Source organism: Streptomyces sp. NPDC051051 (assembly GCF_040682975.1).
In the GTDB taxonomy this organism is placed as follows: domain Bacteria; phylum Actinomycetota; class Actinomycetes; order Streptomycetales; family Streptomycetaceae; genus Streptomyces.
Map to the genome: position 1 here is coordinate 202,472 of NZ_JBFBCB010000006.1, position 21,862 is coordinate 224,333.

The 21,862-nt window shown below is 72.2% G+C and carries 17 protein-coding genes; 5 read left to right on the plus strand and 12 right to left on the minus strand.

Translation table 11 applies throughout. The features are described from left to right. Nucleotides 1–72: 72 nt before the first annotated feature. Nucleotides 73–1,416 (minus strand): UDP-glucose/GDP-mannose dehydrogenase family protein, encoded by a 1,344-nt coding sequence (locus AB0N31_RS07420; protein WP_366057410.1) that lies wholly within the window; start codon nucleotides 1,414–1,416, stop codon nucleotides 73–75. Between the two features lie 205 nt (nucleotides 1,417–1,621). On the opposite strand from AB0N31_RS07420, the gene AB0N31_RS07425 reads away from it, so the two are divergent. Next, a complete protein-coding gene (locus AB0N31_RS07425; protein ID WP_366057411.1) occupies nucleotides 1,622–2,779 on the plus strand; it encodes an acyl-CoA dehydrogenase family protein in 1,158 nt (385 codons plus the stop codon). 76 nt (nucleotides 2,780–2,855) lie between these two features. Here the strand turns inward: AB0N31_RS07425 and AB0N31_RS07430 are convergent, their stop codons facing one another. After that, nucleotides 2,856–3,485 (minus strand): HAD-IA family hydrolase, encoded by a 630-nt coding sequence (locus AB0N31_RS07430; RefSeq protein WP_366057412.1) that lies wholly within the window; start codon nucleotides 3,483–3,485, stop codon nucleotides 2,856–2,858. Beyond that, complete coding sequence (locus AB0N31_RS07435; protein WP_366057413.1) at nucleotides 3,478–4,767, minus strand: LCP family protein; 1,290 nt, start codon at nucleotides 4,765–4,767, stop codon at nucleotides 3,478–3,480. The genes AB0N31_RS07430 and AB0N31_RS07435 overlap by 8 nt, the downstream gene beginning before the upstream one ends. A gap of 119 nt (nucleotides 4,768–4,886) precedes the next feature. Between AB0N31_RS07435 and AB0N31_RS07440 the strand changes: the two genes are divergently transcribed. Further along, nucleotides 4,887–5,453 (plus strand): acyl-CoA thioesterase, encoded by a 567-nt coding sequence (locus tag AB0N31_RS07440; RefSeq protein WP_366057414.1) that lies wholly within the window; start codon nucleotides 4,887–4,889, stop codon nucleotides 5,451–5,453. Between the two features lie 64 nt (nucleotides 5,454–5,517). Here the strand turns inward: AB0N31_RS07440 and AB0N31_RS07445 are convergent, their stop codons facing one another. Then, nucleotides 5,518–6,981, minus strand: coding sequence for an LCP family protein (locus AB0N31_RS07445; RefSeq protein ID WP_366057416.1), 1,464 nt, complete (start codon nucleotides 6,979–6,981; stop codon nucleotides 5,518–5,520). A gap of 138 nt (nucleotides 6,982–7,119) precedes the next feature. Here AB0N31_RS07445 and AB0N31_RS07450 point away from each other — a divergent pair, with 138 nt between their 5' ends. Then, on the plus strand, nucleotides 7,120–8,163 hold the full coding sequence (locus tag AB0N31_RS07450) for a glycosyltransferase family 2 protein (RefSeq protein ID WP_366057417.1): 1,044 nt from the start codon (nucleotides 7,120–7,122) through the stop codon (nucleotides 8,161–8,163). A 28-nt stretch (nucleotides 8,164–8,191) separates the two neighbouring features. Here AB0N31_RS07450 and AB0N31_RS07455 read toward each other — a convergent pair whose 3' ends face one another. From AB0N31_RS07455 to AB0N31_RS07470, 4 genes are all read right to left on the minus strand, one after another. Further along, nucleotides 8,192–9,667 (minus strand): LCP family protein, encoded by a 1,476-nt coding sequence (locus tag AB0N31_RS07455; RefSeq protein WP_366057443.1) that lies wholly within the window; start codon nucleotides 9,665–9,667, stop codon nucleotides 8,192–8,194. A gap of 278 nt (nucleotides 9,668–9,945) precedes the next feature. Then, complete coding sequence (locus AB0N31_RS07460; RefSeq protein ID WP_366057418.1) at nucleotides 9,946–11,700, minus strand: LCP family protein; 1,755 nt, start codon at nucleotides 11,698–11,700, stop codon at nucleotides 9,946–9,948. A gap of 265 nt (nucleotides 11,701–11,965) precedes the next feature. After that, nucleotides 11,966–13,063 carry an LCP family protein gene (locus tag AB0N31_RS07465; RefSeq protein ID WP_366057419.1) on the minus strand — a complete coding sequence of 366 codons (1,098 nt, stop codon included), beginning with the start codon at nucleotides 13,061–13,063 and terminating at the stop codon, nucleotides 11,966–11,968. A 315-nt stretch (nucleotides 13,064–13,378) separates the two neighbouring features. Continuing rightward, complete coding sequence (locus AB0N31_RS07470) at nucleotides 13,379–14,137, minus strand: TIGR03089 family protein (protein WP_366057420.1); 759 nt, start codon at nucleotides 14,135–14,137, stop codon at nucleotides 13,379–13,381. 129 nt (nucleotides 14,138–14,266) lie between these two features. On the opposite strand from AB0N31_RS07470, the gene AB0N31_RS07475 reads away from it, so the two are divergent. Continuing rightward, nucleotides 14,267–15,751 (plus strand): peptidoglycan recognition protein, encoded by a 1,485-nt coding sequence (locus tag AB0N31_RS07475; RefSeq protein ID WP_366057421.1) that lies wholly within the window; start codon nucleotides 14,267–14,269, stop codon nucleotides 15,749–15,751. 207 nt (nucleotides 15,752–15,958) lie between these two features. After that, a complete protein-coding gene (locus tag AB0N31_RS07480; protein ID WP_366057422.1) occupies nucleotides 15,959–17,041 on the plus strand; it encodes an NDP-sugar synthase in 1,083 nt (360 codons plus the stop codon). Between the two features lie 109 nt (nucleotides 17,042–17,150). Here the strand turns inward: AB0N31_RS07480 and AB0N31_RS07485 are convergent, their stop codons facing one another. The 4 genes from AB0N31_RS07485 to AB0N31_RS07500 all read right to left on the minus strand — a co-directional run bounded on the left by AB0N31_RS07485 (nucleotide 17,151) and on the right by AB0N31_RS07500 (nucleotide 21,163). After that, nucleotides 17,151–18,059, minus strand: a complete 909-nt coding sequence (locus AB0N31_RS07485; protein WP_366057423.1) for a DNA-3-methyladenine glycosylase 2 family protein — start codon at nucleotides 18,057–18,059, stop codon at nucleotides 17,151–17,153. A 237-nt stretch (nucleotides 18,060–18,296) separates the two neighbouring features. Continuing rightward, complete coding sequence (locus AB0N31_RS07490; RefSeq protein ID WP_366057425.1) at nucleotides 18,297–19,601, minus strand: coenzyme F420-0:L-glutamate ligase; 1,305 nt, start codon at nucleotides 19,599–19,601, stop codon at nucleotides 18,297–18,299. Then, complete coding sequence (gene cofD, locus AB0N31_RS07495) at nucleotides 19,598–20,557, minus strand: 2-phospho-L-lactate transferase (RefSeq protein ID WP_366057426.1); 960 nt, start codon at nucleotides 20,555–20,557, stop codon at nucleotides 19,598–19,600. The genes AB0N31_RS07490 and cofD overlap by 4 nt, the downstream gene beginning before the upstream one ends. Nucleotides 20,558–20,632: 75 nt before the next feature. After that, nucleotides 20,633–21,163: a cysteine dioxygenase family protein gene (locus tag AB0N31_RS07500; RefSeq protein ID WP_366057427.1), complete on the minus strand. Its 531-nt coding sequence runs from the start codon at nucleotides 21,161–21,163 to the stop codon at nucleotides 20,633–20,635. Nucleotides 21,164–21,862: the final 699 nt, after the last annotated feature.

A 21,862-nucleotide genomic window follows, 5' to 3' on the forward strand; every position in this document is an offset into this window, starting at 1 on the left:
GCAGACAGACGCCGGTTCGGCCGACTGAGCCTCGGCCGAACCGGCGTCACCCGCGTGCCGGGCGCCCCCGTGTCAGGCGGTCGGGCGGCCCATCGCCCGGTACGTCCAGCCGGCCTTGCGCCACAGCACCGGGTCGAGCGCGTTACGCCCGTCCAGGATCAGCCGCGCCGCCGTGACCTCGCCGAGCTGCGCCGGGTCCAGCTCCCGGAACTCCCGCCACTCGGTCAGGTGCAGGACGACGTCGGCGCCCCGGACGGCCTCCAGGGCCGAGTCGGCGTAGCCGAGCGTCGGGAAGACGCGGCGGGCGTTGTCCATGCCCTTCGGGTCGTAGACGGTCACCTGGCCGCCCTGGAGGTGGATCTGCCCGGCGACGTTCAGCGCCGGCGAGTCCCGCACGTCGTCCGAGTCCGGCTTGAAGGTCGCGCCGAGCACGGCGACCCGCTTGCCGAGGAACGGCCCCCCGCCCAGCGACTGCCGGGCCAGCTCCACCATCTGCCCGCGCTGGCGCATGTTGATCGAGTCGATCTCGCGCAGGAAGGTCAGCGCCTGGTCGGCGCCCAGCTCGCCCGCGCGGGCCATGAACGCCCGGATGTCCTTCGGCAGACAGCCGCCGCCGAAGCCGATGCCGGCCCGCAGGAACTTCCTTCCGATCCGGTCGTCGTACCCGATGGCCTCCGCCAGTTTGGCCACGTCACCGCCGGCGGCCTCACAGACCTCCGCCATCGCGTTGATGAAGGAGATCTTGGTGGCGAGGAAGGAGTTCGCGGAGGTCTTCACCAGCTCGGCCGTCGGGAAGTCCGTGACGACGAACGGCGAGCCCTCCCCGACCGGTCCGGCGTACACCTCCCGCAGCGTCCGCTCGGCCCGCTCGCTGCGCACCCCGACCACGATCCGGTCCGGGTGCAGGGTGTCCTGCACGGCGAAGCCCTCCCGCAGGAACTCCGGGTTCCACGCCAGTTCCGCGTCCTCGCCGGCCGGCGCCAGCTCCGCGATCGTGCGGGCCAGCCGGTCCGCGGAGCCCACCGGCACGGTCGACTTGCCCACCACCAGCGCGGGCCGCTCCAGATGCGGGGCGAGCGAGGCGATCGCGGACTCGACGTACGACATGTCGCAGGCGTACTCGCCGTGCTTCTGAGGGGTGTTCACGCACACGAAGTGGACGTCGCCGAACGCGCCGACCTCCGCCCAGTCCTGGGTGAAGCGCAGCCGCCCGCTGGAGCCCTCGAACCCGGCGACGTGCCGTCGCAGCAGCTCCTCCAGGCCCGGCTCGTACATCGGGGTCTCGCCCCGCTCCAGCATCTCGATCTTCTCGCGCACGACGTCGAGCGCCAGCACCTCGAAGCCCAGTTCGGCCATGGCCGCGGCGTGCGTGGCACCGAGATAACCGGTGCCGATCACGGTGATCTTGAGGGCCATGCGTGCTCCTGGACTGGGTCGGGCGGGGGCCGGATGCGCAACGAGCATAGTCGGGGCGTACGGGCGCCCCTCACCGGGCAGTTCACCGGTGCGGAGACCCTGTCGCCAAGCTCACGTATCACTGTCGTGGGCAGGCCTCTAAAATTTGAGTTACTTAACGGTAATTAGCGAGATCACACCCAGCGTTCTTGGAGCGTGAGAGACCTTGGCCGGATCGGCTGACTTCGACCTGTACCGCCCGTCCGAGGAGCACGACATGCTCCGGGACGCCATCCGCTCGCTGGCCGAGGCGAAGATCGCGCCGTACGCCGCGGCGGTCGACGAGGAGGCCCGCTTCCCGCAGGAGGCCCTCGACGCGCTGGTCGCCAGCGACCTGCACGCGGTGCACGTGCCCGAGGAGTACGGCGGCGCCGGCGCCGACGCGCTGGCCACGGTCATCGTGATCGAGGAGGTGGCCCGCGCCTGCGTGTCCTCCTCGCTGATCCCGGCCGTGAACAAGCTCGGCTCGCTCCCGGTGATCCTGTCCGGCTCCGAGGACCTGAAGAAGAAGTACCTGGCGCCGCTGGCCAAGGGCGACGCGATGTTCTCGTACGCCCTGTCCGAGCCGGACGCCGGCTCGGACGCGGCCGGCATGAAGACCCGCGCCGTGCGCGACGGCGACCACTGGATCCTCAACGGCGTCAAGCGCTGGATCACCAACGCGGGCGTCTCCGAGTACTACACGGTGATGGCCGTCACCGACCCCGCCAAGCGTTCCAAGGGCATCTCCGCCTTCGTGGTGGAGAAGTCCGACCCGGGCGTCTCCTTCGGCGCCCCGGAGAAGAAGCTCGGCATCAAGGGCTCCCCGACCCGCGAGGTCTACTTCGACAACGTCCGCATCCCCGCCGACCGCATGATCGGCGAGGAGGGCACCGGCTTCGCCACCGCGATGAAGACCCTGGACCACACCCGCATCACCATCGCCGCCCAGGCCCTCGGCGTCGCCCAGGGCGCCTTCGACTACGCCAAGGGCTACGTCCAGGAGCGCAAGCAGTTCGGCAAGGCGATCGCCGACTTCCAGGGCATCCAGTTCATGCTCGCCGACATGGCCATGAAGATCGAGGCGGCCCGCCAGCTCACCTACGCGGCGGCGGCGAAGTCCGAGCGCCTGGACGCCGACCTCACCTTCCAGGGCGCGGCCGCCAAGTGCTTCGCCTCCGACGTCGCCATGGAGGTCACCACCGACGCCGTCCAGCTCCTCGGCGGCTACGGCTACACCCGCGACTACCCTGTCGAGCGCATGATGCGCGACGCCAAGATCACCCAGATCTACGAGGGCACCAACCAGGTCCAGCGGATCGTCATGGCCCGCAACCTGCCGTAACGCCTCCGCGCCGTACGACGGTCGCCCCCGCCCTTTCCCCGGGCAGGGGCGACCGTCGTGTGCGGACCGCCCGGCTCTAGGTGAACAGCGGCTCCAGAGCCCTCTCCAGGTCGGCCGCCGTGCGGAAGTGGACGGCCGTCATGCCGAGGGCGGCGGCCGCCTCGACGTTCTCCTCGGTGTCGTCGACGAACAGGCAGCGGTCGGGGCGTACGCCCGCCCGTGCCGCGCCCAGCTCGAAGATGCGGCGGTCGGGCTTGGCGAGGCCGACGCGGGCGCTGCTGACGACCTCGTCGGCCAGCTCGGTGAGGCCCATGGCCTCCAGGTCGCGCTCCAGCCCGAGGGTGGCGTTGGTGACGAGGACCAGCGGCACCCGGACCCGCGCCCGGCGCAGCAGTTCCAGCACCGTCACGTCGGCCCGGAAGGGCGACTCCAGCAGGGCGGTGCCCAGTGCCCAGCCCGTCTCCTCGTCCACCAGCCCGGCCAGCCCGGCCGCGATGGACGCCACCCACTCCTGCTCGGTGATCCGCCCCAGCAGCAGCGGTCCGACGGCCTCGGGCGAGAACGCCACCTTCTTGGTGGTGCCCTCCGCGAGCCCCGCGACCCGTTCCAGCGCTTCCAGGTGGGTGGAGTCGAAGGTCCGGATCACGTTGTCGACGTCGCACAGGACCGCGTCGAAGGGCCGTGCGGAGGTGGACCGGTCAGTCACCCGACACCGTGACCTTCTCGTCGTTCTTCAGCTGGCTCACCAGCTGCTTCACCTTCGCCTTGTCCCAGACGAGGTTGCCGCCGGTGGACCCCGAGATCGGCATGTTCATCGACTTGCCGTCGCCGCCGTTGACGCCCTTCATCGCGAAGAACATCGACCCCAGGTCGTACAGGCCCATGTCCTTGTCGACGATCAGGGTGTCCAGGCCGGCGCTCATGGTCGGGTACAGCTTGAACGGGTTGAGGACCGTGCTCGGCGTGGCCACCTGGTTGGCGAGGGCCGCGAGGAACTTCTGCTGGTTCTTCGTGCGGTCCAGGTCGGAACCGGCGAGCGCGTACCGGGTGCGGACGAAGGCGAGGGACTCCTCGCCGTTCAGGGTCTGCCTGCCCTTCTTGAGGTCCGCGCCGGACTTGGTGTCCTTGATGTCCTGCGGGATGTCGATCTCGACGCCGCCGACCGCGTCCACGATGTTCGCGAAGCCGGCGAAGCCGATCTCCACGTAGTGGTCGATGCGCAGCCCGGTGTTGAACTCGACCGTGCGGACGAGCAGCTCCGGGCCGTCCGTCGCGTACGCCGCGTTCAGCTTGGTGTGCCGGCCCGTGCCCGCGTACCGCTTGCCGGACTCCGAGCCCACGAACGAGGGGATCTCCACGTCGGAGTCGCGGGGCAGCGAGATCAGCGTGTCGCCGTTGGACCCGGTGTGCAGGATCATCATCGAGTCCGTCCGCTTGCCCTCGGCGGAGCCGGTGTGCAGCTGCTTCTTCTCCTCGGCGGACATGCCCTCACGGCTGTCGGAGCCGACGATGAGGAAGTTGGTGCCCTCGCCGGCCTCGGGCCGGTCGATGACCTTCGACAGGTCGACCTCGCGGTTCAGCTTGGAGTCGGCCCAGAAGTACGTCCCGACGGTCGTCACGACCAGCACCGTCGCGACACTGATCGCGGTCCACTTGATCCGGCGGCGCCAGTCGGGCGCGGGGCGCGGGACACCGGCGTCGTGGCCGCCCGGCCCGTCGGATCCGCCGCCGTAGACCTGGCCCGTGCTGTAACCGCTGTCGTACCCGGTGTTCCGGGCGTTGGTGTAGTCACCGCCGCCGTCGCCGCCGTATCCGTGGCCGTCGACGTACGACGGCTGCGGCGGCACACCGGCGCCCTGCGGCGGGGCGGCCGGACCGCGGCGGACCTGTCGCATCACGCGCGCGCTCTCGGGCCGTGCGCTCGCGCCGCCGCGTCCGTAGCCGGAGCCGCGGTTGTTGTCGGACCATCCCTCGGGCCAGTCATTCATGCGCCCCAGTGTGCCGGGAAGCGCTGTGTCCCTTACAGGGGCGTCGGAGAATCAGCGCCCCGCTGTTGCCAACCTGACACAAAGTCCCGGCTTGTCCGCCTCGGCATAAGGTGGAGGCCATGACAGACCAGGTCACCCCAGTGGACTCGGACACCTCGGACACCTCGGATATCCCGGGCAAGCCCACGTCCGCGTCGCGCACCACGCTCAGCCACATCATGAGCCACAACGACACCAACCTCCTGGGCACGGTGCACGGTGGCGTGATCATGAAGCTCGTCGACGACGCGGCGGGCGCGGTGGCCGGCCGGCACTCCGGGGGACCCGCCGTCACCGCGTCCATGGACGAGATGGCGTTCCTCGAGCCGGTCCGCGTCGGTGACCTCGTCCATGTGAAGGCCCAGGTCAACTGGACCGGCCGGACCTCCATGGAGGTCGGTGTCCGGGTCCTCGCCGAACGCTGGAACGAGTCCGCGCCGCCCACCCAGGTCGGCTCCGCCTACCTCGTCTTCGCCGCCGTCGACGCCGACGGCAAGCCCCGCCGCGTCCCCCCGGTCCTCCCCGAGACCGACCGCGACCGCCGCCGCTACCAGGAAGCCCAGATCCGCCGCACCCACCGCCTGTCCCGCCGCCGAGCCATCATGGAACTCCGCGAGCGCCGGGCGGCGGAGGGCTTCGACGACTGAGGCGGCCGGGACGGTGCTCGGCCCGCCCGGCCCGGCGTCCCCTCGGCCCGGCGGAGCCGGGCGTTCAGGCGCAGCTCACCTCGTCGCCGCGGACCACCGCGGACTCGCCCCGGCCCGGGGTGTCCGCCCGGACCTTGCGGACGTGGTGGGACTCCGTGCCGGCGGTGACCTTCAGGGTGGGGCCGAGGCCCGGGACCGGGCGCAGCACGCTGCCGGGGAGGGCGGCGGCCAGGGACTTCGCGGAGCGGTCCCAGCGGGGGTCGTGGGAGACGACCGTGCGGCGCACCGAGGTGTCGCGGGCCGTGGCCGGCTGTCCGGTCGTACGGAAGCCGGTGGCGCGCAGCGCCGTGTCGACCTCCTTGGCCAGGCCGGGCGTACGGGTGCCGTTCTCCACCTGGACGCGGATCTGCTGCGGGGCCACCTCCACGCGCACGGCCCGGTCGCGGGGACGCGGCGCCGCGGCGAGGGGCTTGTCGTCGCGCAGGGCGCTGAAGAGGCGCTCGGCGCGGACCGGGTCCCACTTCACGGTCGAGCCGATGCCCTTCACGGCGTACCCCATCCGCCCGATGGGGACGGTCGCGAACTCCGAGGAGGAGGGGGAGAAGGTGCGCATCGCCCGGCCGAGGTCCAGCAGTTCGTCCGTGCCGAAGCCGCGGTCGGCCCGTACCGAGCCCAGCACCGCCCGCGTCACGTCGCGGAACTTCAGCGGGTTCAGCAGGATCCCGGAGGAGGTCGCCCGGTCCACCAGCCCCGCCAGGAACCGCTGCTGGCGTTTCATCCGGCCGAGGTCGGAGGAGGCGTCGGCGTGCCGGGAGCGGACGTACTGGAGAGCCTCGCCGCCGCGCAGGGTGTGGTCGCCGGGCGCGAGGTCGAGGCCGGTGTAGGAGTCGGTCAGCCGCCGGTCCGTGCAGATCCGCACGCCGCCGAGGACGTCGACGGTCTTCATGAAGCTGGTGAAGTCGACCTCCAGGTAGTGGTCGATCTTCACGTGGGTCATGTGCTCGACGGTCCGCACGGTCAGCTGCGGTCCGCCCTCCGCATACGCCGCGTTGATCTTGATCGGGTGGCCGTGGTGTTCCTCACCGGTGGTCCGGTCGGTGTGCGGGGGCGTCTCGGCGTAGGAGTCGCGCGGCAGGCTCACCACGCTCGCCCGGTCCCGGTCCTCCGAGATGTGCACGATCATCAGCGTGTCGGTGCAGTGGCAGGGCGCGCCGCCGAGCCGGTAGCGCTGCCGTTCGGCCTCGGTGATCCGGTCGCGGCCGTCGGTGCCGACCATCAGCACGTTCATGCCGTGGCCGGCCCGCGGGCGGTTCTTCATGTCCTTGAAGGGGTCGACGCGGGCGATCCCGGAGTCGAGGCCGCTGACCAGGGAGTGGCCGATCCCGGCGGAGGCCAGCACGACGACCGAGAGCGTCATGGCCGCCCGCATGGCCCAGCGGGGACGTTTCCCCGGTGCGGGGCGGGCCGGCCGGGGCCGCGGGCGGCGCGCCGGCCGGGAGGCGGGGGACCGGGGCGGGGCGGGGGACAAGCGGGTCACCTCCGGGCGACGGCCGTACGAGGCGTACGAGGGAGCCGTGAGCACCGTAGGCCGAGACGATCCGCCGCCCGCCGCACGCACCCGGCGGCGCGCACCGGTGTCCCCCGTTCGCGGTAACGTGATGCTCCTATGAACGCGAAGTCCGACGTGCAGCTCCCCGCCGTGTCCGTCATCATGCCCGTCCTCAACGAGGAGCGGCATCTGCGCGGAGCGGTCCAAGCGATCCTCGCGCAGGAGTACGCAGGCGAGATGGAGGTCGTGATCGCCCTCGGTCCGTCCACGGACCGCACGGACGAGATCGCCGCCGAACTCGTCGCGGACACTGCGTCCGACGAGAACAAGCGCGTCCACACCGTCCCGAACCCGACGGGCCGTACGCCCGCCGCCCTGAACGCCGCGATCAAGGCCTCGCGCCATCCGGTCGTCGTCCGCGTCGACGGGCACGGCATGCTCTCGCCGAACTACATCGCCACCGCCGTCCGGCTCCTGGAGGAGACCGGCGCGCAGAACGTCGGCGGCATCATGCACGCCGAGGGCGAGAACGACTGGGAGCACGCGGTCGCCGCCGCGATGACCTCGAAGATCGGGGTCGGCAACGCCGCCTTCCACACCGGTGGGCAGGCCGGCCCGGCCGAGACCGTCTACCTCGGCGTCTTCCGGCGTGAGGCGCTGGAGCAACAGGGCGGCTACAACGAGGAGTTCATCCGTGCCCAGGACTGGGAGCTGAACTTCCGCATCCGTGAGGCCGGCGGGCTGATCTGGTTCTCGCCCGAGCTGAGGGTGTCCTACCGCCCGCGGCCCAGCGTCAAGGCGCTCGCCAAGCAGTACAAGGACTACGGCCGTTGGCGGCACGTCGTCGCCCGCTACCACGAGGGCTCCATCAACCTGCGCTACCTCGCCCCGCCGACCGCGGTGTGCGCGATCGCGGCCGGGACCGTGGTCGGCGCCGTCCTCAGCCCGCTCGGCTTCCTGATCCCGGGCGGCTACCTGGCGGCGATCGCCCTCGGCTCGCTGCCGGCCGGCAGGGGACTGCCGCTCAAGGCGCGCCTGCAGATCCCGCTGGCCCTCGCCACCATGCACATGTCGTGGGGATTCGGCTTCCTGACCAGCCCGAAGTCGCTGGCGAAGAAGGTCATCGCCTCCCGCCGCCCCGCGGTCCTCAGCGCGAACTGAGCACCGCGCGGCGGCCGGTGGGCCCGGTCTACCAGGTGTAGGCCGGGTCCACGTGCATGCACTGGCTGGTGTCGGCGGCGTTCATCGTCTCCGCCGAGGCGGGCGTCCTGTCGTCCTTCACCGGCGCCTTGTACGCCGTGCCCGAACGCCAGTCCGCGCCCACGAAGAGGGTGACCCCGGAGACCTCGGTGGACTGCTTCACCTGGCCCGCCGGGATCCCGAGGACCTTCGCCACCCGCAGGGCGTCGGCCTGGAGGTCGGCGCTCGGGTAGCGGATCACCGTCGTCTTCTCGGGGGTGGCCGGCGAGGTGTCCGCCTTGGCCCCGGCGAAGCCCTTGCCGACCAGCAGCTCCGTCACCGCGGTCGCCCGGCCGCGGGCCGCGCCCGACGTGTCGGTGTACGTGCCGTTGTGGACCTGCACGGCGATCTCGTCGTCCGCGGCGGCCGCGTCCGTGATCGACGGGGACGGGCTCGCGGTGGCCTTCGCGGCGTCCTTGCCGTCCAGGGCGATGTCCTCGCGCACCAGCCGGAACAGCTTCTCGGCGTCCTCGGTGGGCGCCACCCGGCCGGGCTGCGCGGTGTCGTACCGGTTGGGCATCGTCGTCATGGTGATGCGCTCGGTGGGCACCTTCTGCAGCTCGGTCGCCAGGTCGTACATCTTCTTGATGCTGTCCAGGCCGTCGTCGACGGTGATCGCCTGCGTGGCCGCCTCGGCGAGCTTGCGCAGTCCGTTCGGGTTGGTCAGCTTCGCCTCCGAGCGCAGCTGACGGACCATCGAGTTCATGTACATGTGCTGCGCCTTGGCGCGCGCCAGGTCGGTGTCGTCCTCGAAGCCGTAACGGGTGCGCAGCCACTGGAGGGCCTGCTCGCCCTTGATGTCGTGGGTGCCCTCCGCCAGCTTCAGGCCGGAGCCCTTGCCGGTGCTGGTGTGCGAGTGGACGTTGGCGTCCACGCACACCGGGACGCCGCCGATCGCGTCCGCCATCGACACCACACCGGCGAAGTCGATCATCATGAAGTGGTCGACGTGGATGTCGGTGAGCTTCTCCCAGGTGGCCACCGTGCACCCCGGACCGCCGCGCCCCAGCGAGGAGTTGGTGATCTCCCGGGTGAGCGCCCGGTACACCTCGCCGGTGTCCGGGTCGGTGCACTTGGGGATGTCGAGCAGGGTGTCGCGCGGCATGCTCACCACCGACATGTTGCTGCGGTCCGCGGACACGTGCAGCAGCATCTGGACGTCGGCGAGAGGCGTGCCGTTGAAGGTGTCCTTGGCCCCGCCGAGCTTCTGGTTCTCCGCGGTGTCCCGGGCGTCCGAACCGATCAGCAGGATGTTCAGCGCCTTCTGCCCGGCCTCGTTGGCCTTGGTGTCCGCCGCCCGGTCCTTGGCGTCGCCCAGGTTCAGCTCGTCGCTCTTGATGTTGGCGTTGAGATGCTCGTAGTAGAGGTATCCGGCCCCCGCGCCGCCCAGTATCACCAGGGTGAGCACGGTCGCCGACCAGCGCAGCGCGCGCCGTCTGCGCCCTCTGCGGCCGGTGCCGCCGCCGGCTCCGCGCCCGCCGTCACCGGCCCCGCCCGCGCCGCCGTCCTGGGCGCCGTCCTCCGCGGTGCCGTCCTCGACCGTCGTCCCGTCGTCCGCCGTCGTGGACGTGGTGTCCCCGGTCCCGGGAACCGTCCCCCGTACAGTGCTCCGCCCCACTGGCCCTGCCCCTCCCCGCCGTGCGCCTGACATGACACGGGCCCGTCCCGCGTCAAGTCAGACGCTTGACGGGCCCGCAGGGTTACCTACTTGGCGCACTCGACCTTGTCCGCCGTGGACTTGTCGACCGTGTCCGGCACGGTCGTCGGGGCCGTGAGCGAGACGCCCGCGCCCTTGAAGTCCTTGCCCAGCGTCAGCGTCATCGTCGGCAGACCCTGGGCGTTGGTGACGCTCTCGCCCGGCTTCAGCGCGGTCCCCGGCAGCCCCATGATGGCGGCGAGCTTGCGTGCCTGGGCGGCCTGTTCCGGCGCGTACTCGAGCGTCGTCCTGCTGAGTTCCTCCGGCGCGTTGCCCGCGTTCTCGGACTTCGTCACGCCCTCATCATTCTGCAGCCAGCTGAGAGTGGCCTGTGCGCTGCCGGCCTTGGCACCGCCGTTCATCACCTGCACCCGCACCTCGGAGGCCGCTGACTGGGTGCCCTTGAGCCGGGCCGCCGCGGCCGCGGCCGCCGCGTCCTTCGACGCCTTGGCCTGCTCCTTCACCTCGGTGAAGGACACGTCGTCCTGGATCATCCGGAAGACGGTGGGCGCGGTCGACCGGTTCAGGACGACCGTGGCCTTGACCTTCTCGGCCGGGTTGTCGACGACCGGCACGGTGGTGAAGGTCAGGTTCTTGGTGTTGAGCTTGCCCAGCTCCAGACCGAGATCCTTCAGCTTGTTGATGCTGTCCAGCTGGGAGTCGACGGTGAGCGCCTTCGTGCCCGCCTCCGCCAGCTTGATCATCTTGGTGGGGCTGGTGAGCGTGTCGTTCGACTTCAGCTTGCGCATCAGCGAGCCGAGGAACTGCTGCTGGATCCCGATCCGGCTCAGGTCGCCGCCGAAGCCCACCGAGTGCCGGGTGCGCAGGAAGGCCAGCGCCTGCTCGCCCTGGATGGTGTGCGTGCCCTCCGACAGCTTCAGGTGCGAGTCCGGGTCGTCGATGTCCTTGGCCAGGCACACCTCGACCCCGTCGACCGCCGTCGTCAGCGTCTTGACCGCGTTGAAGTCGGCCACCATGAAGTTGTCCGCCTGGACGCCGGTCAGCTCGGTCACCGTGCGCACGGTGCAGCTCGGCGTGCGACCGTCCTGGCCCAGGCTGGTGTTGAAGCGGACGCCCGCGGTGCCCTTGATGACCTTGCTGGTGCCGTCCTCCTGCTCGGTCGGGCAGTCCGGGACGTCCACGATCAGGTCGCGCGGGATGCTCAGCGCGGTCGCGTTCGTCCGGTCCTTGGAGACGTGCAGCAGGATCGTCGTGTCGGCGTGGCCCGGGCTGCCGGAGTCGCCGTAGCCGCCGTTGCCCGCGCCGGTGCGCTTGTCGGTGCCGATCAGCAGGATGTTGATCGCCTTGTCCTTGCTGAAGCCACCGGTGCTCGCGCCGTCGTCGGAGACGGAGGTGATGTTGTCGTTGAGGTGCTCGAGGTAGAGGTAGGCCGCGCCGGCGGTGCCGACCAGGACGAAGGCCATGACCCCGCCGGTCCACAGCAGGACCTTCTTCGCCTTCGCTTTCTTCGCCGGCCGGCGCCCACGCCTGCTCGGCGGCGGCTCCTCCGGCGCGCCGCGGCGACGGCGCGGCCCCGTAACCTCCGGGGCGTCCCGTTCCGGAACCGTCGTACGGCTGCCCGAAGCGGTCTCGGGACCCGGCCCGCCGCCCGCGCGGCGGGCGGTACGGCCACGGGGCCCGGGGACCGTCGGCTGCGGTGCGGAATCAGCCAGTCGCAGTTCGTATTCGCCGGTGTCCGGATTGAGTACCCACTGGTCTGCGGGGTCGATGTTCTCCGCCCGCCCACGGCCTTGCGCGTCCACGGTTGTCCGAATCCTCCGTCGGGGCCACGCGGCGCCTTTCCCCCTCTAAGGCGCTCGGGTCTCGGTCACACAGTGCTCGACCCCAGAACGGTCCTCAGGCCGGGTGCACCGGATCGCTCACACTATCCGCCAAGTTCGGCGCGCAGCGACGACGGTGACAAATTCCACGTCCCTACAACCGGGCAATACGGGTTAATTCCTTGAACTGGAGTTCGCTGTGAACGGTCGGCTTGGGAAGCGTTTTACCCGCGGCCGTGCGCGCGGCTCACGTGCAGGTGTGATCGCCGGCGGTGTTCCCCCGGAAAGTCGGTTCGGCGGGACTCGGTGACGCGTACACATCGTGATCGGGTGACTCCGAAGAGGTGGAATTCCCCGGCTCCTTTCCGGTGACGGAGACGGGCGCGTCCGTCCTCAACCGCTCGAAGAGCTTCTCCGCCGCGGGCTCCACGAGCTGGTCGCGATTGGCGTTGTAGACGTACGACTCCCGCGGAACGGTCAGGAAGCGCACCTGCCCGGTGGGAATCTCGCGCAGACCGCGCACGAGGTCGTACAGACCGCGCAGGCTCGCCAGGGCCGGGTCGGTGGTGAGCGAGGACGTGGCCGCGTCCAGCACCGGGTACAGCTTCGCCGGATTCAGCAGGACGTCGTTGCTCTGCGCCTTGTCGACGAGCGCGCCGAGGAACCGCTGCTGCCGGTCCATCCGGTCGGTGTCGCTGCCGTTGCCGAGGGTCTTGCGGGCGCGGACGTAGCCGAGGGCCTGCTCGCCGTCGAGCGTCACGCGCCCCGCGGGCAGCCGCAGCTTGGCCGCCTTGTCGCGGATCGGCTCCTTCAGGCACACCTCGACGCCGTCGAGGGCGTCGACCATCTTCTTGAAGCCGTGGAAGTCGACGACGACGTGATGGTCGATCCGGACGCCCGTCAGCTTCTCGACCGTCCGGATCGTGCAGGCCGAACCGCCCGTCTGGAATGAGTAGTTGAACATCGCGAACATCGGCGCCGACCGGGAACCGTCCGGCCGCCGGCAGGCCGGCACGTCCACCATGAGATCGCGGGGTATCGACACGGCGGTCGCGCTGCGCCGCCCGGCGGACAGGTGCAGCAGGATCGTCGTGTCCGACCGCTCGGTCCCCGAGTCCCGCCCGTACGCGCTGTTGCCGTCCCCAGCGCGCGAGTCCGAACCGATCAGCAGCACGTTGCGCGCGTCCTTCACCAGGGCGGTCGGCCGCTCCTTCGCATACCGCGCCAGCTCCGCCGCGGCCGCCTCGTCCGGTGTGATGTTCCCGTCGAGCTTGGCGTACACCACCCACCCGGCCACTCCGGCCCCCGCCACCAGCAGCGCCACCGTCCCCAGCCCGGCCGCCACCCAGCGCCGCCGACGTCGCCGCGCGAGCCCCGCACCGAGAGCGGACGCCCCGCTCCCCGGCCCGAGGGGCTCTCTCGCCCCGCCGGCCGGCCCGAGAGGTTCTGCCGCGCCCTCACTTCCGCTCACGCCGGCACCCACCCCTCCCGCTCACCGTACGAAAACGCCGTGCAGTGCCTACGACGATGCCGCGAGCGCAGGCGAAGCGCGGTCGGGGGGAGGCCGGACGGGTGACGGGGCGGGGGCGGGCCGGGCGGGCGGCAGCCCGCGGCGCCGGGGCCGGGCCTCGGGGACCGCCCGCCGACCGGGGCGTAGCGGCTACCGCGCGGTGGCCGTCACCCGCTCGCTGTCGATGCGCCTGGTCAGGGTCTCCTCCGACGCCTCGTCCAGGTTCCGGCACAGGACGACCGAGCCGCCGGTGGCCAGGGGGGCGTACAGACCGGCGCTGAGGCCCTCCCAGGTGTCGTACGGCAGGCCCGACAGCAGGCGGGAGCCGGGGCCCGTGAGGCCGAGGGCCGAGGCGTCGGCGCGGGCGCGCTCCACCAGCTCCGCGCCCGTGTACTCCGCGCCGGCCACGATCAGCGCCGGCGCCTCGGGATCGACGGGCGCGTACGGCGCGAAACGGTCGCCGTGGGTCGGGACGTCCACCGCGTAGTCGGCGTAGCCCTCCGGCGGCGCCGGGACGAACCGGCGGCCCAGCGGCGCGAGCGACAGCGCGTACCGCTCGCCCCGGCACGCCAGCCCCGCCTCGAACCGGCCGGGCCCGGCCACGACGAAGTCCGCGCGGGCCGGATCGCCGGCCACGTCCGCGACGACCCCGACCGAGGAACACGCCACCAGCCACACCGCCGTCTGCCAGTGCGCGGGCAGCAGCAGCGCGACGCGGTCACCGGGTTCGGCGGACAGCCCGTCCTGGAGGAGGTTGGCGGTCTTGGCCACCCAATTGGCGAAGGTGGCCACGGACAATTCCACCCGTTCGCCCGTGGTGTCGTCGTAGAAGGTCACCAGGGGGCGGGCGGGATCCGCGGCGAGCGCGGAACGCAGCAGGTCGGCGGGGGTGCGGTCAGTGGCGTTCACCCGCGTCAGCGTACGCGCAGCCCCCGGGCGAACGCCCGCCACCGGGCCACCGGTTCGGCCGAACGCCCTCCGACGCCCCGTCAAGACCCCGATGGACAGAAATGTATGACTATGTCCACGATCGGTGGCATGCGTGGACTGCTTGCTTCCTCGATCGGCGTCACCTGTGCGGCCGCGCTGGCCCTCCCGCTGACGCCCCCCGCCTCCGCTGTGACGGCGCGTCCGGCGTCGACCGCGCGGGCGGTGCCCGCCGCGGCCCGGCCCGCCGGCCCCGCCGCCCCGCTCGCCGGCAGCACCCAGTCGCTGCCCCTGACCCCCCTCGCCCGCGACCGTGCCGGCGGCACCGGAGCCGAACAGGGCCTGCCGCCCCGCGACGTACGGTCCTTCTCCCTCCTCGGCGTCGTCTGGGACGACCCGGACGCCGAACTGCACGGCCGCGTCCAGGTCCGTACGCGCGCCGCCGGCACCGGCACCTGGTCCGACTGGCAGGACGTCGAGACGCACAACGCCGACCACGGCGCCGACCCCGACACACCCGAACGCGCCTCGGGCCACGTCCGCGGCGCCACCGCCCCGTTGTGGGTGGGGGAGTCGGACGGCGTCGAGGTCCGCGTCAGCCCGGACGCCGAGCGGCGTACGGAGGACACCGCGGACGGCTCCCGCACCGTGTCCTCGCCCCTCGAACTCCCCGCGGGGATGCGCCTGGAACTCGTCGACCCCGGCACCACCGCCCCCGCCCACGCCCCCGTGGGCCCACTCCGCGGCCGGGCCGCCACCGCTCAGGCCGCGGCCGACGTTCCGGCCGACGCCCCTGCCGACGCGGTGGCGGGCACGGCGGCGGAGCCGGCCGCCGGCACGACGGCCGAGTCGGTGGAGGCCTCCGCCGCCAACGGCGTCCTCGCCCCCCTCGGCGCCGCCGAGATCCCCGCCCTCGACCTCGCGGGCACCGAACGCGAACTCCTCGCCCTCCGCTCCGGCGAACTGACGGCGGCTCAGCGTGCGAAGCCGTACATCGGCCCCCGCCCCGGCATCGTCACGCGCCGCGGCTGGGGCGCCGACGAGAAGCTGCGGGAGAAGAACTTCGTGTACACGACGAAGGTCAAGGCGGCCTTCGTGCACCACACGGCCTCGGGGAACACGTACAAGTGCTCACAGGTCCCGTCCCTCATCCGCGGTATCTACCGCTACCACGTCAAGAGCATGGGCTGGCGGGACATCGGCTACAACTTCCTCGTCGACAAGTGCGGCACCATCTACGAGGGCCGCGCGGGGGGCGTGGCGAAGCCGGTCCTGGGCGCCCACACCCTCGGCTTCAACAGCAACAGCATGGGAATCGCCGTCCTCGGCACGTTCACGTCCACCAAGCCGTCCGCCGCGGCGGTCAAGGGCATCGCCCGCCTCACGGCATGGAAGCTGGGGCTGTTCGGCGCCGATCCGAACGGAAAGACATACCTGAAGTCCGGCGGTGGCAATCTCTACCGAAAAGGTAAGAACGTACGACTGAACGTGATCTCCGGACACCGGGACGGCTTCGCCACGGAATGCCCGGGACGGCAGCTCTACGGCAAGCTCGGCTCGGCCCGTACGACTGCGGCCGGCTACCAGGGCCGCTGACGTCGCGAAATCGGAGCCCCGGGGCCGGGGAGGCCCCGCCGGGCTCCGGCGGGAGGGGGGCACGTCCAGCGGGGGGCGCCGTCCACAGCCGGCGGGGGGACTGCGCGCGGGACACCGCACGGCCATCGAAGTTGCCGCACCACCGTCTGCATACACTGGCCGGCCGAAAGACAGTTCGGCCGGTCCCGGCAGGAAGCAGAGACGAAGGTGACAGAAGCGATCCTCCTGGTCGGCGGCAAGGGCACCCGGCTGCGCCCGCTCACGGTGCACACGCCCAAGCCCATGGTCAGGGCGGCGGGGGTGCCGTTCCTCACGCACCAGCTGGCGCGGGCGAGAGCGGCGGGCGTGGACCACATCGTCCTCGCGACGAGCTACCTGGCCGAGGTCTTCGAGCCGTACTTCGGCGACGGCTCGTCGCTGGGCCTCCACATCGAGTACGTCACGGAGGAGGAGCCCCTCGGCACCGGCGGCGCCATCCGCAACGTCGCGTCCCGTCTCCGCTCGGGCCCCGACGACCCGGTGCTGATCTTCAACGGCGACATCCTCACCGGCCTGGACATCGGACGGCTGGTGGCCACCCACGAGGAGACGGCGGCGGATGTCTCGCTGCATCTCACGAGGGTGACGGACCCGAGGGCGTACGGCCTGGTCCCGACGGACGACACGGGCAGGGTGCTGGCCTTCCTGGAGAAGCCCCAGACCCCCGAGGAGATCGTCACCGACCAGATCAACGCGGGCGCCTACGTCTTCCGCCGCTCGGTCATCGACACGATCCCGGCCGGCCGCCCGGTCTCGGTGGAACGCGAGACGTTCCCCGGCCTCCTGTCAGCCGGCGCCCACCTCCAGGGGATGGTCGACTCGACGTACTGGCTGGACCTGGGCACCCCGGCGGCCTTCGTCCGGGGCTCGGCGGACCTGGTCCTCGGCCGCGCCCCGTCCCCCGCGGTCCCCGGCCGCTGCGGCGACCGCCTGATCCTGCCGACGGCCACGGTCGCGCCCGACGCCAAGCTGACCGGCGGCACGGTGGTCGGCGAGGGCGCGTTCGTCGCGGAGGGCGCACGCGTCTTCGGCTCGACGATCCTGCCCGGCGCGGTGATCGAACCCGGCGCGGTCATCACCGACTCCCTCATCGGCACCCGGGCCCGCGTGGGCGAACGCTCGATCCTCACCGGCACGGTCATCGGCGACGGCGCGGTGATCGGCGCCGACAACGAACTCCGTGACGGAGCGAGAGTGTGGTGCGACGCGAGAATCCCGGCGGCCGCCCTGAGGTTCTCCTCGGACCAGTAGCCGCCCCGTCGTCCAGCCCGTCCGGGGGCGCGCCCCCGGACGGGCGAAGCGGAGAGCGGAGGAGGGCAGGGGCGGCGGGGGCGGGGACGCACTCCGGGTGGCCCTCTCCTCAGAGCCTCCCGATGTCCCCCACCGGCATCCGAGGACCCCGCCGCTCAGGCGTCCTCCCGCTCAACAGGATCAACCGCGCGGCCCGATGCCGCTGCCCCGCGTACGGCTCCAGCAACGTCAGCATCACCGCATCGTCCGCGTACCGGTCCCGCGCCAGCGCCCACCCCACGATCCCCGGCAGATGCAGATCCCCCACGGTCACGGCGTCCGCCGCCCCGTGACTGCGCTGCACGACCTCCGCGGACGTCCACGGCCCGATCCCCGGCACGGCCTCCAGCCGGGCCTGCGCCCGATCCGGCGGCATCCGGACCGCCTCCTCCAGCCGCCCGGCGACCCGCACGGCCCGCAGGACCGTCGACGCCCGCTTGTTGTCGACCCCGGCCCGGTGCCACTCCCACGAGGGGATCAGCGCCCAGGTCCGCGGCGCCGGCATCACCCACAGCCGCCCACCCGCCGCGGGCCCGGGCGCCGGCTCCCCGAACTTGCGCACCAGCGTCCGCCACGCCCGGTACGCCTCGACCGTCGTGACCTTCTGCTCCAGGATCGACGGGATCAGCGACTCCAGCACCAGCCCGGTCCGCAGCAGCCGCAGCCCCGGCCGCCGGTGCCGGGTCATCGCCACCAGCCGGTGCCGGGGCACGAAGGCGTCCGGATCGTCCGCGGCCCCGAGCAACTCGGGCAACCGCTCCAGCAGCCACTCGGCCCCCGGCCCCCAGGCCTCCCCGCGCACCGCGCTCTCACCGGGCGCCACCGAGACCCGCAGCGTCCCCGGCCCGTCGGGCGTCAGACTGGCCCGCCACACCGACCCGTCGGGCATCGCCCGGAACGTCGGGTCCGCGGGCCCCCGCCGAAGCGGCCCCAGCACCAGTCCGAGATCGAGCGGCCCGTCCGGCACCCAGCTCCGCATCCGCCCGGCCGCGGACGCCTGCCGAGGAACCCCGGCACTCGCGCCGGCAGACCCGCCGCGCACGGGCACGGGGGCCCCGCCCACGCCCTTCAGGCTGTGGGGGAGCGGGGGCCGGGGATCGAAGCGTCCTGCCACGAGCGAGGTCCTAGCTGAGCGGGGTCGTGCGAGCGGACCGGGAGAGGCCGCGCCACGAGACGACCGGAGCCCTACGAGGGTAGGCTCCGCACCCCCCGGAGGTCACCGCACCTCCACGAAGTCCGCCACCTCCCGCACGCCCCGGGCCTTCGGCTCCTCCGCCGGATGCCCGACCGCCACCGCCCCCATCGGATCCCAGTCCCCGGGCAGCTCCAGCACCTCGCGCACCACGTCCCGGCAGAACATGGTCGACGACACCCACGCGGACCCCAGCCGCTCCCCGGCCAGCGCGACGAGGAAGTTCTGCACCCCGGCCCCGGTCGCGACGACGAACATCTCCCGCTCGGCCGCGTCCCGCCGCGCGTCGCCGTAGGTGTGCGAGCCGTCCGTCACCAGGCACGGCACGACCAGACAGGGCGCGTTGCGCAGGACGTCCCCGCGCCGCACCCGCTTGGCGATCGACTCCTCGGACTTGCCGTCCCGCCGCAGGTCCTCGACCCACGCGTCCCGCATGGCGTCCAGCAGCCGGACCCTGGAGCGCGCCGACTCCAGGAGCACGAACCGCCACGGCGTCGTGTGGTGCGGCGCCGGCGCCGTCAGGGCGGCGGCCACGGCCCGCCGTACCGCGCCGGGATCGACCGGCTCGTCGGTGAAGGAGCGCACGGTCCGCCGCTGGGTGACCGCCAGCCGTACGGCCTCGGACGTGCCGAGCCGGAACATGTCGTCGCGCGCGCCGCGCACCATGGCACGGGCGCCCTCCCCGTCGCCGTCGGCCACGACCTGGGGCAGCCCCCGCACCACGGCCACGGGCAGCCCCGCGGCCTTCCCCTTGACGAGGTCGCCCGCGGCGGCCAGTTCGTCCGCCGTGGCGACGACGGTGGCGCCGAGCGGGTTGCCGTACGCGTCCGTGCCGCCCCGCAGGTCGTCCAGCACGCGGACGCCCGCGGCGCCGATCGCCACGTCGGTGAGTCCCGCGCGCCAGGGCCGCCCGAAGGTGTCGGTGACGAGGACCCCGACGTCGACGCCGAGCATGTCGCGCAGCCCGGCCCGGATCGCGCGCGCGGAGGCGTCCGGATCCTCGGGCAGCAGCAGCACGGTCCCCGCGGGGGTGTTGGAGGCGTCGACGCCGGCGGCCGCCATGACCAGGCCCTGCCGGTTCTCGACGATCCGCAGCGCCCCGCGGCGGGCCACGACCCGCACGGTCTCCGCGTCGATGGCGGCCTCCCGGTCGTCCGCCCGGACGACGCGTCCTTCCGCCTTGGACACGATCTTCGAGGTCACCAGCAGGACGTCCCCGTCGGCGAGCCCCGGCTCGGCGGCGGCGATCAGCTTGGCGAGGTCGTCCCCGGCCCGCACCTCGGGCAGCCCGCCGACGGCCCAGACCCGGTAACCGGTCTCCGCGCTCACGCGCCCCGCACCTCCTCCGCCAGCGCCAGCGCCTCCGCGGCCATCCGCGCGCTCGCGTCGACGTCCGTCATCATCAGCGGGACGGCCCGGCAGCGGATCCCGGCGGCCTCGATCCGCGCCACGGAACCCGCGTCGACGGTGTCCACGAGCCAGCCGTCCAGCAGCCCCGAGCCGTAGTGCTCGGCGACCGCGGCGGCCGTCGACTCGACACCGACCGCCGCCAGCACCTTGTCGGCCATCCCGCGCACGGGCGCGTCCCCGACGATGGGGGAGAGGCCCACCACCGGCACCCCGGCCTCGGCGATCGCCTCACGGATGCCGGGCACGGCGAGGATCGTGCCGATGGACACGACCGGGTTCGACGGCGGGAAGACGATGACGTCCGCCTCGGCGATCGCCTCCAGCACACCGGGCGCGGGCTTCGCCTGCTCGGCCCCGACCGGCACGATCGCCTCGGCCGGCACCGACGCCCGCAGCCGCACCCAGTACTCCTGGAAGTGGACGGCCCTGCGCTCGCCGTCCACCTCGACGGCGACATGCGTCTCGACGCGGTCGTCGCTCATCGGGATCAGCCGGACGCCCGGCTTCCACCGGTCGCAGAGCGCCTCGGTGACCGCGCTGAGCGGATACCCGGCGCCGATCATCTGCGTCCGCACGATGTGCGTCGCGAAGTCCCGGTCGCCCAGCCCGAACCACTCGGGCCCCACGCCGTAGGCCGCGAGCTCCTCCTTGACGCGGAACGTCTCGTCGGCCCGCCCCCAGCCCTGCTCCTCGTCGATGCCGCCGCCGAGCGTGTACATCACCGTGTCGAGGTCCGGGCAGACCTTCAGCCCGAAGAGGTGGATGTCGTCCCCGGTGTTGCCGATGACCGTGATGTCCGCGTCCGGCGCGGCCCGCTTCAGACCGCGCAGGAACCGGGCACCACCGATGCCGCCTGCCAGAACCACAATGCGCATGCGCCAAGTCTTGCAGGCGGGTACGACAACCCGTCACACAGTCACCGCCCACCGCCCCGGCCGGTGGGCGACGGGTCACGCGGTGACGGCACGCCCCTCGCAGGACGGCGCCGCGTGCATCGGCATCTCGGTCAGGCCGGGGAAGTACACGTGCAGGCTCACGGCCGGCTCCAGCGTGTCGTTGACCACCTCGTGGACGTACCCCGGAGCGAACACCCTCCCCCACTCCCGGCTCCGCCCGAGCGCGCCGGCCCCCACCGGGCCCGCGGACAACGTGCGCGTGCCGTGCTCCGTGCGCTCGGTCAGCGTGCCCTCCAGGACGGTCAGCACCCCGGAGGAACGGCCGTGGTCGTGCGGTCCGGTGCCCTGTCCGGGCACCCAGGACAGCAGCCACACCTCGTAGCCGGGGCCGGTGCGCAACCGGTGGTACCAGCGGCTGGCCGCGTCGTACCGGACGAGGTGCTCCCACTGGGAGCGGTCGGCGGCGATGGACCGGGCCAGGCCGGCGAACTCGGCGACGGTGGCGGGGTGCTCGCGGGGGGCCTGGAGGAGGTGCGGGACTTCGAGGATGTCGCCGGCGATCTGGAGGTCGCTGTCGCTGTTCATGGAATGCGGTGGTCCTCGGCGGGAGAAGAGGTGGGGGGCTGGGTGTCGCGTGCCGTCCGCCCGGATCACGGGCGAGAGGGGTGCCCTGGTGAGGGCGTGGAACGGGCAGCCGAGTCGAGGTCGGACTCAGGGGCAGCCGGAGCGAGGGGGCAGGCTCAACAGCTGGAACGGCGACAACAGCTACAGCGCGTCCGGGCAGCACCGTGGGACCCGGCGGTGCGGGTCGAGGTGAGCGCCAAGTTCGCGAGCATGCCCACAAGGACAGCGGTTTACACCTTCGGTGTCAACTCGGCAGCCGTAGGGCGAGACCGGTTCACCTCATCAGGTTCATCTGCAAGATGAAAGGTTTGTGCATGCCCGCACCGGGACACATGGCGCACAAGCCGGGCGCGAGGACCCGTTGCGATCCCGTGATCCGACTGTGATCCGGTTCGCTTCCGGGCGCGTGTCGGAACGAGATCGCTCCCTCGGGCGTCCTTCCCCGCACAGGAGGTGTGCGGGGCGGAGGTCCTTCGGGGCCTCATCTGCGTGTCAAGGTTTATGGCGATTTGAACACTTACCGCACGGCCTTGGTTCCGCAGAGTGAATAAGAGGCCCAATAGCAGATCTCAGCTTGACTCGCCCGGAGCAGCACACTTGTAATTTCACTCGTGTCGTTCAGCCGACATCGGTAACGGCCACGTCACGGGGACGCGAAAG

Excerpts from the sequence above, each read along its gene's own strand:
- AB0N31_RS07475 (WP_366057421.1), top strand. The coding sequence starts at position 14,267 with ATGCGTGGACTGCTTGCTTCCTCGATCGGCGTCACCTGTGCGGCCGCG.
- AB0N31_RS07485 (WP_366057423.1), bottom strand. The coding sequence starts at position 18,059 with ATGCGGAGCTGGGTGCCGGACGGGCCGCTCGATCTCGGACTGGTGCTG.
- cofD (WP_366057426.1), bottom strand. The coding sequence starts at position 20,557 with ATGCGCATTGTGGTTCTGGCAGGCGGCATCGGTGGTGCCCGGTTCCTG.
- AB0N31_RS07420 (WP_366057410.1), bottom strand. The coding sequence starts at position 1,416 with ATGGCCCTCAAGATCACCGTGATCGGCACCGGTTATCTCGGTGCCACG.
- AB0N31_RS07440 (WP_366057414.1), top strand. The coding sequence starts at position 4,887 with ATGACAGACCAGGTCACCCCAGTGGACTCGGACACCTCGGACACCTCG.
- AB0N31_RS07450 (WP_366057417.1), top strand. The coding sequence starts at position 7,120 with ATGAACGCGAAGTCCGACGTGCAGCTCCCCGCCGTGTCCGTCATCATG.
- AB0N31_RS07435 (WP_366057413.1), bottom strand. The coding sequence starts at position 4,767 with ATGAATGACTGGCCCGAGGGATGGTCCGACAACAACCGCGGCTCCGGC.
- AB0N31_RS07500 (WP_366057427.1), bottom strand. The coding sequence starts at position 21,163 with ATGAACAGCGACAGCGACCTCCAGATCGCCGGCGACATCCTCGAAGTC.